At 73.0% G+C, this 17,200-nt stretch carries 15 protein-coding genes; 5 read left to right on the plus strand and 10 right to left on the minus strand.

Annotation, left to right across the window (positions count from 1 at the left end):
- Positions 1–234 precede the first annotated feature (234 nt).
- On the minus strand, positions 235–588 hold the full coding sequence (locus ACIBAG_RS33605) for a hypothetical protein (protein ID WP_399110368.1): 354 nt from the start codon (positions 586–588) through the stop codon (positions 235–237).
- Between the two features lie 292 nt (positions 589–880).
- On the opposite strand from ACIBAG_RS33605, the gene ACIBAG_RS33610 reads away from it, so the two are divergent.
- The 5 genes from ACIBAG_RS33610 to ACIBAG_RS33630 are packed head-to-tail and all read left to right on the plus strand — an operon-like array spanning position 881 to position 6,320.
- Positions 881–1,708, plus strand: coding sequence for a PIG-L deacetylase family protein (locus tag ACIBAG_RS33610; protein ID WP_399110370.1), 828 nt, complete (start codon positions 881–883; stop codon positions 1,706–1,708).
- Positions 1,705–2,364, plus strand: coding sequence for a hypothetical protein (locus ACIBAG_RS33615; RefSeq protein ID WP_399110372.1), 660 nt, complete (start codon positions 1,705–1,707; stop codon positions 2,362–2,364). Before ACIBAG_RS33610 ends, ACIBAG_RS33615 begins: the two co-directional genes overlap by 4 nt.
- Positions 2,365–2,407: 43 nt before the next feature.
- On the plus strand, positions 2,408–3,595 hold the full coding sequence (locus ACIBAG_RS33620; protein WP_399110374.1) for an acyl-CoA dehydrogenase family protein: 1,188 nt from the start codon (positions 2,408–2,410) through the stop codon (positions 3,593–3,595).
- Between the two features lie 50 nt (positions 3,596–3,645).
- Positions 3,646–4,992, plus strand: coding sequence for a serine hydroxymethyltransferase (gene glyA / locus ACIBAG_RS33625; protein WP_399110376.1), 1,347 nt, complete (start codon positions 3,646–3,648; stop codon positions 4,990–4,992).
- Entirely contained in the window at positions 4,989–6,320 is a 1,332-nt protein-coding gene (locus tag ACIBAG_RS33630) for an amidohydrolase family protein (protein WP_399110378.1), read from the plus strand. Before glyA ends, ACIBAG_RS33630 begins: the two co-directional genes overlap by 4 nt.
- A gap of 96 nt (positions 6,321–6,416) precedes the next feature.
- On the opposite strand, the gene ACIBAG_RS33635 is transcribed toward ACIBAG_RS33630, so the two are convergent.
- The 9 genes from ACIBAG_RS33635 to dapA all read right to left on the minus strand — a co-directional run bounded on the left by ACIBAG_RS33635 (position 6,417) and on the right by dapA (position 16,945).
- A complete protein-coding gene (locus tag ACIBAG_RS33635; RefSeq protein WP_399110380.1) occupies positions 6,417–7,595 on the minus strand; it encodes a pyridoxal phosphate-dependent aminotransferase in 1,179 nt (392 codons plus the stop codon).
- Positions 7,596–7,769: 174 nt separating this feature from the next.
- Positions 7,770–9,392 carry a thiamine pyrophosphate-dependent enzyme gene (locus ACIBAG_RS33640; RefSeq protein ID WP_399110382.1) on the minus strand — a complete coding sequence of 541 codons (1,623 nt, stop codon included), beginning with the start codon at positions 9,390–9,392 and terminating at the stop codon, positions 7,770–7,772.
- A complete protein-coding gene (locus tag ACIBAG_RS33645; RefSeq protein WP_399110384.1) occupies positions 9,389–10,687 on the minus strand; it encodes an acetyl-CoA carboxylase biotin carboxylase subunit family protein in 1,299 nt (432 codons plus the stop codon). Before ACIBAG_RS33645 ends, ACIBAG_RS33640 begins: the two co-directional genes overlap by 4 nt.
- Before the next feature lie 91 nt (positions 10,688–10,778).
- On the minus strand, positions 10,779–11,879 hold the full coding sequence (locus tag ACIBAG_RS33650; protein WP_399110386.1) for a thioesterase domain-containing protein: 1,101 nt from the start codon (positions 11,877–11,879) through the stop codon (positions 10,779–10,781).
- Complete coding sequence (locus ACIBAG_RS33655) at positions 11,876–13,144, minus strand: MFS transporter (RefSeq protein ID WP_399110388.1); 1,269 nt, start codon at positions 13,142–13,144, stop codon at positions 11,876–11,878. The genes ACIBAG_RS33650 and ACIBAG_RS33655 overlap by 4 nt, the downstream gene beginning before the upstream one ends.
- Positions 13,141–14,661 carry an amino acid adenylation domain-containing protein gene (locus ACIBAG_RS33660; protein WP_399110389.1) on the minus strand — a complete coding sequence of 507 codons (1,521 nt, stop codon included), beginning with the start codon at positions 14,659–14,661 and terminating at the stop codon, positions 13,141–13,143. Before ACIBAG_RS33660 ends, ACIBAG_RS33655 begins: the two co-directional genes overlap by 4 nt.
- A 269-nt stretch (positions 14,662–14,930) precedes the next feature.
- A complete protein-coding gene (locus ACIBAG_RS33665) occupies positions 14,931–15,449 on the minus strand; it encodes a flavin reductase family protein (protein WP_399110391.1) in 519 nt (172 codons plus the stop codon).
- Positions 15,446–15,955: a DinB family protein gene (locus tag ACIBAG_RS33670; protein WP_399110393.1), complete on the minus strand. Its 510-nt coding sequence runs from the start codon at positions 15,953–15,955 to the stop codon at positions 15,446–15,448. Before ACIBAG_RS33670 ends, ACIBAG_RS33665 begins: the two co-directional genes overlap by 4 nt.
- 111 nt (positions 15,956–16,066) lie before the next feature.
- Positions 16,067–16,945: a 4-hydroxy-tetrahydrodipicolinate synthase gene (gene dapA / locus ACIBAG_RS33675; protein WP_399110394.1), complete on the minus strand. Its 879-nt coding sequence runs from the start codon at positions 16,943–16,945 to the stop codon at positions 16,067–16,069.
- Positions 16,946–17,200 lie beyond the last annotated feature (255 nt).

Below are 17,200 nucleotides of genomic sequence, written 5' to 3' on the forward strand. Positions count from 1 at the left end.
CGCCGGATACGCATCCGCGCACACGGCGGCCACCGCCGAGGAACTGACGTCCGTCCCGCGCGGCGCGAGCGGAAACCTCACCGGACCGCTCGGTCGCCCGGCGCCTCACGCGGTACCGCTTCGGTCGCCCGGCGCCTCACGCGGTACGCGACGGCTTGAGCGGCGGTGGCCGGTGCCGCCGCGACGCGGGCCGGACAGTGACGACGGCGACGCCGCTGACGAGCGAACTGCCGGTCAGCGGCTCACCCGCTGCGCCCGCCCGGCCGCCGCGTCCTTCTCCAGTTGCCTGGCCGCCAGCACGAGCATGGCCGCCAGTCCCTCCCGGTCCTCCTCGCCGAGGCCCGGGGCCTCGATCTCGTGCTGGAGCATGAGGATGCTCGCCACCGCGCCCCGGGCCCGGTACAGAAGGATGTGCCGGTCCGGGTCCGTGGGAATCACGGCGGGCAGATGCAGACAGCCCAGCTTCTCCAGCAGCCCGAGAATCTCCTCGCAGGAACGGCCGGCCGCGGCGCGATTCAGCTCCGCGACGGTGAGAAAGGCGAATCCCTCGCCGTCCTCCACGGCCCGCATGACGTCTCGGATGTCCATGGTGCTCCCCCTGCCTGGTATCGGCTTCACGACCACCGCCCCATGATCACTACTGCCCTCGGGGCAAGTAAAGACCGCCTCGAAGGTTTGCCCATGGGTACTGTGAGGCTCATGTGGCGGGTGGTGTTGGTGTCCCGCCGGCGGGACATACGATCCCCCGCCCCGCCGCGCCGGACTCCAGGAAAGTCCCCGCACAATTCCGCGCGAGGACGGATTCGCCGCTGTTCTCTGCGGCCCGCACCGATTACACGGGGCTGCAATGTTGCCGACACGACGTTGTACGGTGACCGCCATGCGAAATGAGCAGCGCAGCAGCGAGGCCCCGCTTCTCCCTTTGCCCGGTCAATTCCCACGCGCCCTGGTAATTGCGGCGCATCCCGATGACGCGGAATTCAGTTTCGGTGCCACGGTGAGCCGGCTGGCCTCCGAGGGCACGAATGTCACCTATGTGGTGTGCACCGACGGCTCGCAGGGCAGCGAGGACCGCGAGGTGCCGGCCGAGCGGCTCAGAGCGATGCGCTACGCCGAGCAGCGGGCCGCCGCCGCTCGTCTGGGCGTGGCGGACGTGATCTTCCTCGGCTTCCGCGACGGCTCCCTGACCGCCGGCCCCGCGCTGCGCCGGGCGCTGACTCATCAGATCCGTCTGCACAGGCCGCAACTGGTCCTGGCGCACCAGCCGTTGCGTTCGCTGGTCTTTCCCATCGGTGCGTCCCACCCCGACCATCTCGCGGCCGGTGAGGCGACGCTCGCCGCGGTGTATCCGGACGCGCGCAATCCGCGGGCGTACCCGGAACTGCTGGCGGCCGGCCTGGAACCGCATGTGGTGGACGAGGTCTGGCTGCCCGGCCACGAGCACACCGACCTCTACGTCGACGTCGGCGAGCACGCCCGGCGCAAGATCGAGGCGATCCTGTGCCACCGCAGCCAGTTCGCCGCCTCGGCGGACCCGGAGGCGGACCTCGCCTGGGTGACCGACCGGATGCGGGCCGGGGGCGGGGCGGCGGGCTGCGCCTACGCCGAGGCGTTCAAGCGGGTGGTGACCGGCGCTCACGCGTCGCCCGGCCCCCGGCCGGCGCCCGCCGCGGATGTACCGGCGGTCGTGGGAGGGGGGCGCCGGTGAAGGCCGTCATCCCGGCGAAGAACTCCTCCACCCGGGTGCCGGGCAAGAACTTCCGGCCGTTCCACGAAGGGCGGTCCCTGTTCGACATCAAGGTCGCCCAACTGCTGCGCCATCTGCCGCCGGAGGATGTCTTCGCCAGCAGTGAGGACCCGGCCGTCGCCGAGCACACCGCGCGCCTGGGCATCAACTTCCTGCCGCGCGAGCCGCGTCTGGCCCGCAACGAGACTCCGTACGCCCATGTCGTCAGCGAGATCTGCCGTCAGGTTCCCGGCGACGACGACATCGCCTGGGTCCATGTCACCGACCCCCTCTTCGACGACTTCGGCGCCTGCCTCGACGAGTGGCGCGGGGCGCGGGAGAAGCACGACTGCCTCGTGGTGGTCTATCCCTTCCGCGGCTATCTCCTCGACGCGGACCACCGGCCGATGGGCTTCGGCTTCGGACCCTGGCACACTCCGTCCCAACTTCTGCCGGTCCGCTACGAGTTGGGCTTCACGCTGTCGCTTCTGCGCCGCTCGGCCGCGGTCGGCCTCGGCCCCATCGGCGCGCGTCCGCACTGGTTCCACGCCCGCAACCGCATGGTCGACATCGACGACGAGGACGACTTCGCGCTGGCCCAGGTGCTCTACGACCGGCTGACCCGGCCCACGGTCTGATGGCGGCCCCTCAGCTGTTCGAAGAACATCCGAAGGAGTACACATGAGCGATCCGGCCTCCCGCTTCCCCGAGTACGCCGACCTGTTGGCGCGGGTCTCCGCCGGGGCGGCCGAGCGCGAACGGCTGTGCGTCGATCCGCACGAACAGCTGGAGATGGTCCGCAAGAGCGGGCTGACCGCGCTGACCCTGGACGAGTCCCTGGGCGGACCCGGCGGCACCGTCGTCGATCTCATGACGTTCGTGACGGACCTCGCCGAGGCCGACCCGATCGTCGCGCACATCCTGCGCTCCCACTACCTCCAGCCGCAGATGGTCAGGCGGCTGCCGCCCGGCCCGGTCCGGGACCGGTGGGCCTCGGCGATCGCCGCGGGCCAGGTCTTCGGCAACGCCACCAGCGAACGGGACGGCGCCCTCGGCACCGCCCAGTACGCGACCCGTCTGCTGCCCTGCGAGGAAGGCTGGCGGCTGACCGGCGCCAAGTACTACAGCACGGGGACGGCGTTCGCCGACTGGGTGATGGTGGTGGCGCACCTGGACGACCGGCGCATCGCCCGCATCAACGTGCCGCTGGACCGGCCGGGCGTGGCGGTGCGGGACGACTGGGACGGCATCGGCCAGCACCGCACCGGGACCGGGACGACCTCGTTCACCGACGTCCTCGTCACCGAGGACGACATCGTCCAGGTGACCGACCCCGACCGGCATCGGGTGGCCTCCGAAGTGCCGCTGATGCAGCTGTACTTGCAGGCGCTGATCGCCGGAATCCTGCGTTCCGTCGTGACCGACGCCCGTGAGCTGCTGGCCGGCCGCACCCGCACCTTCGACCACGCGCCCGCGGCCACGCCGACCGAGGATCCGGTGCTGCTGGCCACCGTCGGACGGCTCGCGTCGACGGCGTACGCGGTGGAGAGCCTCGTACTGGCCGCCGCCGCCGACATCGACGCGGCGTACGCGAGCGAGCGGGCCGGTGCCGCCGATCCCGACCTGTTCGCGCGGGCCTCGCTGTCGGCGGCCCAGGTCAAGGTGCACGCCGACGAGGTCGGACTCGCCGCCGCGGCGGCCCTGTTCGACGTGGGCGGCGCATCCGCGGCCAGCCGGGCCCGCAACCTGGACCGGCACTGGCGCAACATCCGGACCCTCACCCTGCACAACCCCGCCTCGTACAAGGCGATCGCCGTCGGGGACCTGCTGGTCAACTCCGCGGCCCTGCCCGCCAACGGCTACTTCTGACCCGGGTGCGGCCGGGCGAGCCGCCGAGCAACGAGACAAGGAGCCTGAACTTGGGAAAGCCACTCGCCTCCCCTGACCAGCAGCCCGCCGACCCGGAATCCCTCGACGGGATGCCCTGGTACGAGGACCTGCCGCACCGCCCCTGGCACGACGCGGACACGGCCCGGTACGTGGCGGCGGAGCTGGCGCGCCAGTCGGCGACCGTCAACCTGATCGCCGCCGCCAACTACCTCAGCCCCGCGGTCCGGGCCGCCATGCACCCGGCGCTGGAGGCGATCCACTGCGAGGGCTACCCGGGCCGCCGCTACCACGAGGGCCAGGAGACGGCCGACGCGATCGAGGAGCTGGCCGTCGAGCGCGCCCGCCGTCTGTTCGGCGCCGATCACGCCAACGTCCAGCCCTACCGCGGCACTTCGGCGAACCTCGCCGCCGCCGTCGCCGTCCTCGAACCCGGCGACACCCTGCTGGGCCTCCAGACCGCCTCCGGCGGGCACTACACCACGGGCGGTTCCCTGCACCTGGTGGGCCGCATGTTCCGGGTCGTCGCCTACGAGGTCGACGCGGCGGCGCACACGCTCGACTACGACGCCGTCGCCGCCCTGGCCCGCGCCGAGCGCCCGCGCGCGATCTTCTGCGGCGACACCTCCTACCCTCGGCTGTGGGACTACGCGGCGCTGCGGGCCATCGCCGACGAGGTGGGGGCGGTGCTCGTCGCGGACATCTCCCAGACGGCCGGGCTCGTCGCGGGCGGGGCGATACCGAGCCCGGCTCCGTACGCGGACATCATGACCGCCGCGACGTACAAGACGCTGCGCGGTCCTCGCTCAGGGTTGATCCTGGCCCGCCGGGGCCTGGCCAAGGCCGTCGACCGGGCCGTCTACCCCGTCTGCCAGGGCGGGACCAACGTGCGGGTGCTGGCGGGCGTGGCCGCGGCCCTCGGGGAGGCGGCCACCGAGTCGTTCGCCGCCTACACCCGGCGCGTCCTGACCAACAGCCGATGTCTCGCCGGCCACCTCGCCGAAGAGGGGTTCGGCCTGGTCACCGGTGGTACCGACAACCACGCCTGCCTGGCCGACGTGACCTCCTTCGGGCTGACCGGCGACGCGGCGGCCCGTCGGCTGGCCGCGGCGGGCATCCTCGCCAACGGCAACCAGGTCCCGAACGACCCCCGTCCGCCCCGCACCCCCAGCGGACTGCGGTTCGGCACCCCGGCCGTGACCACCCTCGGCATGGGGCCGGAGGTGATGGCGGAGCTCGCCGGGCTGACCGCGGCCGTCCTGCGCGACGGCGCCGCCGTGGACGAGGTCCGCGCCCGGGTTTCCGAGATCCGCCGTGCGCACGGCAGCCCGGGCTCCGAGTGGTCCGGCATCGACACCGAGGAGCTGGTCCGCCCGTGAACCCGGCACTGATCATCGAGAACACGTCCGTCGTGGACGTCGTCACCGGCACCCTCCTGCCCGCGCGGGACGTCCTCGTCGGCGCCGACGGCACCATCACGGCCGTACGCCCCCACCAGCCGTCCGCCACCACCGCCGGGCGGCGTCTCGACGGCCGCGGCAAGTACCTGCTGCCGGGCCTGACCGACTCGCACGTGCACATCGCGTTCAACGGATTCCTGGACGTACGGCCGGACTTCACCCGCACGCTCAAGCAGTACCTGCTGCACGGGGTGACCGGCGTGGTCGACTTCTTCACCGTGGGCGGCGACTTCCCCGGCTCGTCCCCGGAGACCGTGCGCGACGACGTCAACACGGGCCGCTTCCTCGGCCCCCGGATGCTGACCTCGTACAGCTGCCTGAACGCGCCCGGCGGCTTCTGCGACTGCTCCGTCGGCGACGCGGCCGCCTCGGTGGTCACCCGCGACGACGTCGACCGGGAGCTGGACCACATCACCGCGGTGCGCCCCGACTTCGTGAAGATCGTCTACGACGACGTGTTCGGCACCCTGCCCAATCTCACCAAGGAACTGCTCGGCGAACTGATCCGGTCGGCGCACGAACGGGGCTTCCGGGCCGCCGTCCACGTGGCTTCCGGGGCGCACGCGCTGGACGCCGTGGAGATGGGCGCCGACATCATCGGCCACGGCATCGTGGACGACGTGCCCGACGGGCTCGTCCCGCGACTGGTCGAGCGGGGCATCGTGGTGATCCCGACGCTCGCCTCCTACGAGGCCCGCTCGCTGGAGCGCCGGCGGATCGCGCTGCCCGCCGCCTCCCCGCCCGAGGTGGTCGCCCGGTACCTCGCCACCCGGCGCAGCCTGTACGAGATCAACGGCCAACTGCCGCTGTACCGCGAGGCCTTCGAGAAGTCGCTCAAGGCGCTCGCGCACATGGTGGAGGAGGGCGTGGCGGTGGTGGCGGGCTCGGACGCCGGGACCTGGTACACCTTCCCCGGCGACTCCCTGCTGCGCGAGCTGTCCCTCTACACCGAGGCCGGGCTGAGCCCGGCGCGGGCGCTGCGGATGGCGACCAGCGACGCGGCCGCGGCCTGGGGCTTCGCCGACGACCGCGGCACCGTGGCGCCGGGGCAGCGGGCCGACCTGCTGCTGGTGGACGCCGATCCGCTCCGGGACCTCTCCTCCCTGGGCGATCCGGCGGCCGTGATCCTGGGCGGCCAGGTGCTCGACCTGCCGGCCCTGGCGGCCGACATCATCAACGGCCCGCTGCGCCCGGCGCCCGAGCCGGTCGACGAGGTGCCGTGCAGCCCGCACCATCTGCGTGGCTGACCGAGGCCGGTGACGCGGCTGACCGAGGCCGGTGACGCGGCTGACCGAGGCCGGTGACGGGATGTCATATCCCCTCACCGGCCTTTTCTTCGGCCCCTATACGGCCGCGACGAGCCGGTCCAGCGCCTCCGTGAGCCGCTCGGGCGACTGGGCGAAGCAGATCCGGAAGTAGCCCTCGTAGCCGGGGCCGAACGCGGTCCCCGGGGCCAGGCCGACACCGGCGCGGGCGACGAGCCGCTTGGCGAACTCCAGGTCGTCGTCCACCCCGTCGATCCGGAAGAAGGAGTAGAAGGCCGCCGGGGGCATCGGGGCGGTGATGCGGTCGTTGCCCTTGAAGGCGTCCGCGACCAGGTCCCGGCCCGCGGCGCAGCGGGCGCGCAGCTCCTCGACGAACGGCTCGCCCTCGTGGATCGCGGCGACGCCGGCGTGCTGCACGAAGGTGGCCGAGCCGGTGCTGTTCACCGCGCTGAGGTTGCCGACCTGGTGGGCCAGCGCGGCCGGGTGCACCAGCCAGCCCAGCCGCCAGCCCGTCATCGACCACGTCTTGGAGAAGCTCTGCACGACGAACAGGGCGTCGTCGTCCCGGGCCACCTCCAGGAAGGAGGGGGTGGCCACCGAGCCGTCGTAGACGAGCCGGTTGTACACCTCGTCGGCGATGACCCAGATGCCCCTGCGGCGGGCGAGTTCCAGCAGTTCGCGCTGCTGGGCGGAGGTCGTCGTCCAGCCGGTGGGGTTGCCCGGCGAGGCCAGGAAGACGGCGCGGGTGCGCTCGTCGCAGGCGGCGTCGACGCGTTCGAGGTCGAGCGTGAAGCCCTCGGGTCCGGCGTCGAGTCCGACGAACCGGGCCTCGGCGCCCATGGACTCCACGGCGATGGTCACGTTGGGCCAGACCGGCGTGACGACCACGACGTTGTCGCCGGGTTCGACCAGACACTGGAGCGCGATCATGATCGACGTCATGCCGGAGGAGGTGGCGCTGATCCGCTCGGGGTCCAGGTCGATGCCGTGGGTGCGCCGGTGGTAGGCGTGGATCGCCTCGCGCAGCGGCGCGATACCGCGGCGGTCCGCGTAGCGCGTGTGTCCGGCCTCCATGGCCGCCGCGGCCGCCGCGCGCACGACGGCGGGGGTGGGCAGGTCCGACTCGCCGAAGCACAGGCTGATGGCGCCCGGGTGGTCCTGGCAGACCCGGTTCACCGCGACGATGCGCTGGGTGCGCATCCGGGACAGGGCCGCGCGGAAGGGCGGGGTGGTGGTGGGCCGGTCGGTCGGGGTCATGGGAGGGGCGTCTCCTTGGCGGCGGGGTGGGGCGGGGTGCGGGTGGTTTCCGCGCAGGCGGGCGGGACAGGCGGCGGGCGGGTTCGGCACCTGCCGGGCGGGCGGGTGCTGCGCTGCTGGGCAGGCCGGGCGGGTGCGGGCGGTCCGGGTCGGGCCCGGCGCGCGCGGACACGTTCAGCGCACCCTGGGCAGGCGGATCAGTGACCAGGGGCTCGGCATCTCGCCGACCGGGACCTCGATCACGGTCGGGACCTCCCGGTGCCGGAGCGCCTCGGTGACGCGGTCGGCCAGTTCCCGGGGGCCGTCGGCGCGTACGCCGCGGGCGCCGAAGGACTCGGCGTAGGCCACGAAGTCGGGGTTGTGCAGCTCGGTGGCGATGGTGCGGCCCAGCAGGGCGCGCTGCGAACGCGCGATGTTGGCATAGCAGTTGTCGTTGAAGACGACGGCGACGACCGGGATCCGGTGCTGGACGGCGGTGGCCAGTTCGCTGCCGGTGTAGAGGAACCCGCCGTCGCCGGAGACGGAGAGCACCGCCCGCCCGGGGTGGGCCACCTGCACACCCAGGGCGGTGGCGAAGCCGTAGCCGAGTCCGCCCTGGTAGGTGGCCGGGATGTAGGCGTAGGGGCGCGGGACGGGGAGGCCGACGCGGGCGGTGTAGCCGACCTGGGTCAGCTCGTCGACGAAGAAGCCGTCCTCGGGCAGGCTCGCGCGAAGGGCGCGGAGGAAGTCCATCTGCGGTACGAGCCGGGCGAGTTCACGGTCGATCTCGTCGCGGGCGCGGCGCGCCTCGGACAGCCAGGCCTCCCGTTCCGGCACGTCCGGCAGGCCGTCGAGCAGCGCCCTGAGGGCCTGTCCCGCGTCGGCGACGAGGGCGACCTCCGGTGCGGCCACCCGCTTGATCTCCTCGGGGTCGAGGTCGACGCGGATCACCTTCAGCCGGTCGTCGAGTCCCCATTCGGCCTGGGGCCGCATGAACCGGGTGCCGACCGCCAGGACCACGTCCACCCGCGGCCAGAGCCGGTGCGCGGCCGGGTAGGACAGGGCCAGTTCGTGGTGGTCGCCGGGGATGCCCCTTCCGCCCATCTCCGAGGTGACGGGTGCCTTGAGGCGTTCGGCGAGCGCGGTGACCTCGGCGGCCGCCGCCCGGGCTCCGCTGCCGACGACCACCAGGGGTGTCCGGGCCCCGGTGAGCAGGTCCCGTGCCGCGTCGACGGCGGCCGGGTCGGGGGCGAGGTCGGCCTCGGGCGCCGTCCACGGCTCGGAGTCCGGGACGGGGGCGGACAGCACGTCGGCCGGTATCTCCACGGCGACCGGCCGGGGCCGCCGGGTGTGCAGATGGTGGAAGGCGGCGCCCAGGACGGCGTTGACCCGACGGGGCTCGGTGATGCGGTCCGCGCGGCCGGTGAGGCCGCGCAGGACGCCGAGCTGGTCGGGGATCTCGTGGGGCACGCCGAGGCCGCGGCCGAGGGCGGCCGTCGGGATCTGCCCGGCCAGGCACAGCATGCGGGCGTCGCCCGCGTAGCCGAGGGCGAGCCCCGCGGTGGAGTGCAGCACGCCCGGCCCGGAGATGACGGCGTGGACGGCGATCCGGCCGGTGGAGCGGGCATAGCCGTACGCCATGAAGGCCGCGCCCTGTTCGTGGCGCGCGGGCACGATCCGCAGGCCCGCGTCGGCGACGGCGCCCATCAGCGGGTCGATCTGCTCGCCGGGGACCGTGAAGACGGTGTCCACACCCTCGGCCACGAGGGTCGCGGCGATGTGCTCCGCGACGGTGTTCGGCGGTTTCACGTCGGTCACTGTGCGCACCCTTCCGCGTCCCGGGCGGCCCGGGAGTTGAGCTGTCTGAGAGTGGCCGCGTCCACGACGGTCTCCCCGTCGGGCCCGGCGAAGGCGAACTCCAGTTCCGGCAGGCAGGCGGCGAGGACGGCGTCCACCTCGTGCGGGGAGTCCGCGGTGCCCGCGATCCGGTCCAGGAACACCGACCGCAGGTCGTCGGGGAGTTCGCTGCCCGGCCGTACGAACTGGCTGTAGGAGTCGATGCGGTCGCGCGGCAGAAAGGCGCGTACGCCCTCCACGCGGGTCAACCGGCGTGCGTCCAGCGGGGGTTGGCTGTAGTACTGGAAGACCGTTCGCCCCGCTGCCGGGCGCTCCGGGGGAGGGAGCGGCTCGCCGAGCGCCGCCCGGGCGGCCACCTGGAGCAGGTCCAGGCCGTGGCCGCGCCGGTAGAGGTCGACGAGGTTGCCGCCGAGCCGCCCGTTGACCTCGATGATCCTCGGCCCGCGGTCGGTCAGTTTGATCTCCGTGTGGGTGACGCCGTGCCGTACGTCCAGTGCGCGCAGCGCCGCCTCGGCCAGCTCCTCGACCTCTCTGAGGGTCCCGTCCGGCAGGGCGGCGGGCAGGAACTGCCCGGTCTCCCGGAACGGGGGCGCCAGCGGGAGCTTTCCGGTGACGCCGAGGTGCCGTACGGACGAGCCCCGGCACACCGACTCCACCGACACGTAGTCGCCGAAGGGGCGGGTGCGGGCGCCGGCGAGGTACTCCTCGGCCACCAGCGCGGCCTCGGGGCCGTCGAGCAGCCGGGTCACCAGCGCCCGGCCCTCCTCCGCGTCGCGTACGAGCCGGGTGTTACGGCTGCCCCTGCCCCGGCTGGGCTTGACGACCAGCGGCAGGGACAGCGCCCGTACGGCGGCGTCCCAGTCGGCGGGGGTCCGCAGCAGCCGGTGGCCGGCGCCTCCCACTCCGGCCCGGTCGAGCAGGGTCCGCTGGGTGTGCTTGTCCGTCAACGCCCCTGCGGTGCGCGGGGAGTGGAACGGCAGTCCCAGTTCCGCCGCCGGTCCGGTGGCCAGGGCCACGCCCCGGTCGCCGATCGGCATGATGCCCCGCACCCCGGCCGCCCGGAGGCGGCCGGCGTCGGTGGCGGTGTCGCCGCAGAGGGTGAGGATCGTTCCGGCGGTGCTCAGCAGGGGCTCGAAGCGCCGGGCGTACGGGTCGTCCTCGGCGAGCGCGAACACGACGTCCCGGTACGGCTCCAGCGAGGTGAGCAGTTCGCCGGCGGTGGCGGCGGCCTGCTCGAAGACCACGGCGAGGGTCATGGCGCCGCCCGGAGTCCGAGCGGTTCACGGCCCCCGCCCGCCGCCTCGCCGGCCTCGGCGTCCGCACCGCCACCGCCCTGGTGCCGGGGGGTCACGGCGCGTGCCGCTCGATGATGCGGGCGGCGACGTCGGGATGGCCGAGCAGGGGCCGCGGATGGTCGGTGCCGAGGTCGAACCAGTGCGTCTCGCAGTCCGGCAGGACGGAAAGCCAGTTCCGTTCGGTGTCGGCGCGGTCCCGGACGTCCTGGAAGAGCAGGACGGGTCCGTCGTAGGGACGGGGCTCGTACTGGTGCAGGGCCAGGGCGATGGCCGCCCACTGGACCTGGAGGCGGGGCAGGTCGGCGGGGCCGAGGCGGTCGTCGTACCACTCGTCGGCGCGCATCCGCTCGTACACCTCCCGCAGGCTCTCGTCGCCCGTCAGGCCGAAGGTGGCCGCGAGGGACTCCAGGCGGTAGCGGGTGATGTCGTCCAGGCCCCAGCCGTAGCTGACGAAGCGTTCCAGCGCGGACGGCTTGACCATGGCGAGGAGCGCGACCTCCTCGCCCCGGGCCCGGAGCCTGCGCGACAGTTCGTAGGCGACGACCGCGCCGAAGCAGTGTCCGGCCAGGTGGTAGGGGCCTTCCGGCTGTGCCCGGAGCAGTTCCGTGAGATAGCGCTCGGCCACCTCCTCGACGGTGGTCAGCGGGCGGATCGCGCCGCGGAAACCGGGTGCCTCGAACCCGTACACCGGGCGTCCGGCGGCCCAGGCCCCGGTCGACTTCCAGACGAATCCCGCGTCGTTGCCCCAGTGGACGATGAACAGCGGCTCGCCGTGCCCTTCCGGTGCGAGCGGGAACAGACAGCGCGGGGCGTCCGGCGCCCAGGTGCTGCCGTGGGTACGGCGCAGCTCGTCGGCGCTGAGGAAGAGCGCCTCGGGCGCCCGGGGTGCCGTGCCGGGGCCGGTCGCCGCCGCCTCGGCGGCACCGGTGAGGAAGCGGGCGAGGCCGGCGGGGGTGGGGTGCTTGAAGACCGCGGAGGTCTTCAGGTCCAGGCCGAGTGCGCGGGCCTCGACGACCACGTCGACGACCAGCAGCGAGTCCCCGCCGAGCTGGAAGAAGTCGTCCGTGGGCAGGACCTCGGTGTCCAGCAGCCTCCCCCACAGCTCGCGCAGGGCGTCCTCGGTCTCCTGGACCGTTGTGGGCCGGGCGGTCATACGGTCTTGCCCCCTTCGTGGGTGTTCTGAGCCGTGGGTACGGCGGGCGGGGCGGCGGTGGTCGCGAGCAGGTGCCGGTGGGCGACCGCCGCCAGCGGGGGGACCAGGGCGCCCGCCGCGAGGAGCGCCGCGGCCATCAGCCACCAGCCGTGCGGCGCCTGCTGGACGACGACGAAGGTCACCAGGGCCGGGCCCACCACGTCCTGGAGCGCGGAGCCGAGCGAGAAGGCGCCGAGGTGGCCGCCGCGCCCGCCGACGGGCGCGAGTTCGAAGGACAGCCCCCAGCTGCCCGCCGACTGGAAGATCTCCCCCACCGTCAGCAGGGCGGTTGCCGCCAGCAGCAGGGCGATCGCGGCCCAGCCGCCGCGGTCGTGCGTGCTCGCGAACACCGCGCAGCACGCGGCGACGACGGCACCCGACCCGGCCAGCGCGCGGGTGGCTCCGCGCACCGTGTCCGACCAGCGGCTGAGCGGGACCTGGAGCGCGACGACGAGCACCGTGTTGGCGAACAGCAGCAGGGAGACGACGGACTTGGGGACGTCGGTCTCCTCCAGTACCCACAGCGGGATCGCCACTTCGAGGATGGTGATGTGCAGTCCCAGGAAGCCGGTCACGAAGCCGAGGAGGACCAGTCCGGCGCCCGGTCGCGGGGGTCGTTCGGCGAGGTCGGCGCGCACGCTCTGGTGCGGCACGGGCAGCCGGACGGTCACCTGGGACACCATCAGGTAGCACAGGCCGACGCCGATCAGCATGGCGACGAAGGGGCCGCGGTCGGTGAGGGCGATCACCGGCGCGGCGATCAGCACGCCCACCGAGACGCCGATGTTGAAGGCGCTGCGGGTCAACGCCGTGACGCGAACGCGCTGTTCGGGTCCGACGACGTCCGCGACCAGGGCCTGCCAGGCGGTCTGGCCGCCGCGGGTGGCGGCGCCCAGCAGAGCGACCAGGATCAGCAGGTGCCAGAACGACTGGGCGGCTGCGAGCAGCAGTACCAGGGCGGCCTTGGCCAGTTGGAGGCCCATGGCGGTGCGCCGGGCCCCGATCCGGTCGACGAGCTGGCCGAGCGGCACCGTCGCGAGGAAGCCGACGGCGCCCGAGAGCGACAGGATCACCCCCAACTGGCCCACGGAGAGCCCGAGGACACGGGTGAAGTAGATGATGCCTGCGGCCGAGTAGGCGCCCTGTCCGAGGGCGGTCAGGAGTGCCCCGGCGACCAGCCCGTGGTGCGGCCGGAGGCGGCCCTGGATGCGGTGCGGGAGTTTCACGGGCGCGGGTCACCGCCGCGTTCGGCGAGGGCGTGCAGGGCCTGCCGGTCGAGCTTGCCGGAGGCGGTCAGCGGCAGCGCGTCGACGAACGCGAAGCGCCGGGGCACCATGTGCGCGGGCAGCCGGTCGCTCAGGTGGCGGCGCAGTACGGGCCGGTCCGGTTCCGTGCCGCGGTGCACGACACATGCGAACAGGGCTGCCCCGCCGCGGGTTTCCCCGACGCCGACCGCCGCGTCGCGCACGTCCGGATGGTCGCGCAGCGCGGCCTCGATCTCGCCGGGCTCGATACGGAAGCCGCGCACCTTCACCTGCTGGTCATTGCGTCCGAGGTACTCCAGTTCGCCCGACTCCGTGCGGCGGGCGAGGTCGCCGGTGCGGTAGAAGCGCCGCGGGCCGGCCTCGGTGTCGAGGGTGCGGAAGCGCTCCGCGGTCAGCTCGGGCCGGTTGAGGTAGCCGAGGGCGACTCCGGCTCCCGCGATCCAGATCTCGCCGACCTCGCCGTCCGGCACCGGCTCCAGGTCCGCGTCGCGCAGGCTGATCTCGACGTGTGGCAGGGGCGTGCCCAGCGGGGCGCCGCCCCGGCCCGCCAGGTCCGCCTCGCTCAGGAACTTGGCGGTGGAGTGCACGGTGGCCTCGGTGATGCCGTACATGTTCACCATGACCGGCGGTCGGGGCGCGGTCGCCTGTGCGAACTCGGCGGCCACGTCGAGGTCGAGGCGCTCACCGCCGAACACGACGTAGCGCAGGGCGAGTCGGCGGGGCTCGGCCGACGTCATCCGGGCGAGGGCGCGGAAGGCCGAGGGGACCTGGCTGAGGACGGTGACGCGTTCCCGTTCGAGCAGGTCGAGGAAGTCCTCCGGCGCCCGCGCGGTCTCCGCCGGTACGCACACCGCGGTGCCGCCGGTCAGCAGGGCGCCCCACAGCTCCCACACGGAGAAGTCGAAGCACGCGGAGTGGAAGAGGCTCCAGCGGTCGTCGGGCCCGCAGTCGAACAGGGGCAGGGCGCCACGCGTCAGCGCGAGCACGTTGCCATGACTGACGAGACAGCCCTTGGGCCGGCCCGTCGAGCCGGAGGTGTGGATGACGTAGGCGGGGTCACCGGGCGCGATGTGCTCGGGCGGCGGGGCGGCGTGCGGCGCCTCGGCGAGGTCGACCGGCTTCGGCCTTCTTGCGTCGACGACTTCCGGGACGGTCAAGGCCTCCAGTCCGCAAGCGCGTGCCGTCTCCGGGGCGCCGAGGACGAGTGTGAGGCCGCAGTCCTCGCTCACCTGGCGCAGGCGTGCCGTCGGGTAGAGCGGGTCCAGGGGGACGTAGGCGCAGCCCGCCTTCAGAACCCCGAGCAGATGCACCGGGGTCTGCCACGTCCGGTCGACGGCGACGCCGACGAGGGTCCCGTGGGCGACTCCGCGCGCCCGCAGGGCCGCCGCTGTCCGGTCGGACGCGGCGTCGAGTTCGCCGTAGGTGAGGCTCGTGCCGCCGTCCCGCAGGGCCGTCGCGTGCGGCCGGCGCCGGGCCACGGCGCGGAAGGCCGCGGGCAGCGAGGGGAATTCGCATGCGGCCGCGGATTCCTCGCCCTCTGCGGGCGCGGTCGCCCTTGAGGGCTGTTTTGCGGCTGCCTTTGAGATCGGTTCTGCGGTCGTTTCTACGGTCGTGTCTGCGGCCGTTTCTGCGGTCGTTTCTGCGGTCGTTTCTACGGTCGTGTCTGCGGCCGGTTTTTCTTCGGGCACGGATTGCCGGGCATCCTGCCTTTCCACCGTGATGACTCTCCTTACACCAGGTCAGCGGCTCACGCCAGGCGGAGTTTCCGGGACCGCCCGGAATTCAGGGCGGCGTAGCTTCCCCGGTAATAGAGAAGGGGCGGCGCCTCGGAGGCGACGGCCGACCGGTGCACCCGCGCGACGACGACGGTGTGATCGCCGCCGGGGTACTCCGCGTGCAGCGTGCAGTCGAGCCAGGCGAGTGCGCCGCGCAGCCGCGGAGCGCCCAGCGGGGTCGGCTCCCAGTCGATGCCCGCGAACTTGTCGGCGCCGGAGCGCGCCATGCGCGCGCTCACCTCCCGCTGGTCCTCGGCGAGGACGTTGACGCAGATGGAGCCGGTGTGCCGGATCAGGGGCCAGCTGGTGGAGGTGCGGGCCACGCCGAACATCACCAGCGGCGGGTCGAGGGAGAGTGAGCCGAAGGACTGGCAGGTCAGGCCGGCGGGCCCGTCGGGTCCGCACCCGGCCACGACGACTACGCCGGTGCAGAAGTGGCCCAGGACCTCGCGGAACAGGGCGGCTCCGGACGCTTCGTGGGGGGCCGTCACGCGGTCGGTGAGGGGGCCGCGGCCACCCTGCCGGTGGAGCGCCAGAACGCCCAGCCGCACAGGAACTCGATGGGCAGTCCGTGCGCGCCGAGCACCGAGCACACGTGCGTGCGGTGGTCGTTGCCGTGCTGGATCGCCTCCAGCAGCACCAGCGGGCGCGCCCCGGGGACGGGCGGCCAGGGGTCCCTCGCGGGCAGGGTGACGTCGAGTTCCTCGCCCTGGGCGAGGACCGCGCGCCAGCGTTCGGCCTGCCGCTCCCAGACGGCGTGCAGCTCCTCCAGGGTGAAGGAGCCGTCCTCCGTCACCTCGGTCCCGGCCGGCTCGCCGGTCAGCCGCCGCAGCAGGCGCTGGTCCTCCGCGATGATGTGCGTGATCGTCGGGACGATCGCGCCGTACGTTCCCGGGGTGGTCAGGGCGAGTTGTTCCGGAGTCAGTTTCCGACAGTGCTCGATAAGAGTTCGGGTGGCCCATATGTGATGCTCGAAAATTATCTCAAGGTCGCTCACGGCTGGCATGTTAGGGAACGCCCTTTGCCGGGGCAACCGACGATCGGAATTCGCTTCCGTCAATTCCGTGCGCGATTCGAATGAGGCGGTGCCGATGCGCCGCATTTCTGGCTAGCGGATCGCCGGCAGCCCGGCCACCAGGTCGTCCAGCCGGGCGGCGAGCCCGTCGGAGACGCGGGTCAACGGCAGCCTGCACTCGGGCGAGTCGATCAGTCCCAGCCGCCACAGGCAGTGCTTCAGGGGCATCGGGTTGGCCTCGGTGAACAGCGCGGGGATCAGCCGGCTGACCCCGCGCCAGGCCGTGCGCGCCTTGACCAGTTGCTCGGCCGCGACGGCGTCGGCGACCTCGACGAAGGTCTCGGTCGCGAGGTGGGCGGAGGCCAGGATGCCGCCCGCGGCGCCGTTCGCCAGGCTGGTGAAGTACAGCGGGTCCTCGCCGGTGAGGACCGCCAGTTCGGCCGGGGCACGCTCCAGCAGGTCGAGGCTCTGGCCGAGGTCACCGGTGGCGTCCTTGACCGCCCGGATGCCCGGCACCGTCGCGGCCAGGTCCAGAAGGACGTCGTTGGGCAGGTTGACGCCTGTGCGGTACGGCACGTTGTAGGCGATGACGGTCCGGCCGGTCTCCCCCGCGACGGCCCTGAAGTGCTCGGCCAGACCGTCGGCGGAGGGCCGGTTGTAGTAGGGGGTGACGACGAGGTAGCCGGCCACGTCCAGGGACTCGTACCCGGCGAGGGCGCGCGCCACGTGTTTCGTGGAATTCCCGCCGACACCGACGTACACGGGCAGTTCACCCGCCACTGCGTCGAGCGTTTCCTCGACGATCGCTCTCTGTTCGTCCGGTTCCACCGTGGGGCTCTCCCCGGTGGTGCCCAGCATGACGAGACCGGCGATTCCCGTACGCCGGTAGTGCGCGATCAGGCGCCGCAGCGAATTCAGATCGACGGCGCCGTCCCGAAACGGCGTCACGAGTGGCAGGAATACGCCGTTCATCTGGTTCACCGTTCACCTTCCGCCAAGTGCGGGAAAAACCCGGACCGATGGATGACCGCGCGTTTCGCCGGTCATCGCGGCGGCGAGCGTACCACCGCACGACCCCCCAAGGACGCCTCCCTGCAGGGCAGTTGACCAGCGGTGACGTACGGCCTTCCGGAACCGCGTCCGGCCCGCCGTGTCCCGCTGGCGGGACACGGCAACGGCCCGCCCGGGCCGCTTCACCGCGCGCGGACAAGCCCTTTGAATCCGGCC

It is taken from the genome of Streptomyces sp. NPDC051243 (assembly GCF_044455405.1).
In the GTDB taxonomy this organism is placed as follows: domain Bacteria; phylum Actinomycetota; class Actinomycetes; order Streptomycetales; family Streptomycetaceae; genus Streptomyces.

What these genes read in the sequence shown, in the direction of transcription:
- ACIBAG_RS33650 (WP_399110386.1), bottom strand. Translation starts at nt 11,879, where the DNA reads ATGACCGCCCGGCCCACAACGGTCCAGGAGACCGAGGACGCCCTGCGC.
- ACIBAG_RS33635 (WP_399110380.1), bottom strand. Translation starts at nt 7,595, where the DNA reads ATGACCCCGACCGACCGGCCCACCACCACCCCGCCCTTCCGCGCGGCC.
- ACIBAG_RS33605 (WP_399110368.1), bottom strand. Translation starts at nt 588, where the DNA reads ATGGACATCCGAGACGTCATGCGGGCCGTGGAGGACGGCGAGGGATTC.
- dapA (WP_399110394.1), bottom strand. Translation starts at nt 16,945, where the DNA reads ATGAACGGCGTATTCCTGCCACTCGTGACGCCGTTTCGGGACGGCGCC.
- ACIBAG_RS33620 (WP_399110374.1), top strand. Translation starts at nt 2,408, where the DNA reads ATGAGCGATCCGGCCTCCCGCTTCCCCGAGTACGCCGACCTGTTGGCG.
- ACIBAG_RS33645 (WP_399110384.1), bottom strand. Translation starts at nt 10,687, where the DNA reads ATGACCCTCGCCGTGGTCTTCGAGCAGGCCGCCGCCACCGCCGGCGAA.
- ACIBAG_RS33610 (WP_399110370.1), top strand. Translation starts at nt 881, where the DNA reads ATGCGAAATGAGCAGCGCAGCAGCGAGGCCCCGCTTCTCCCTTTGCCC.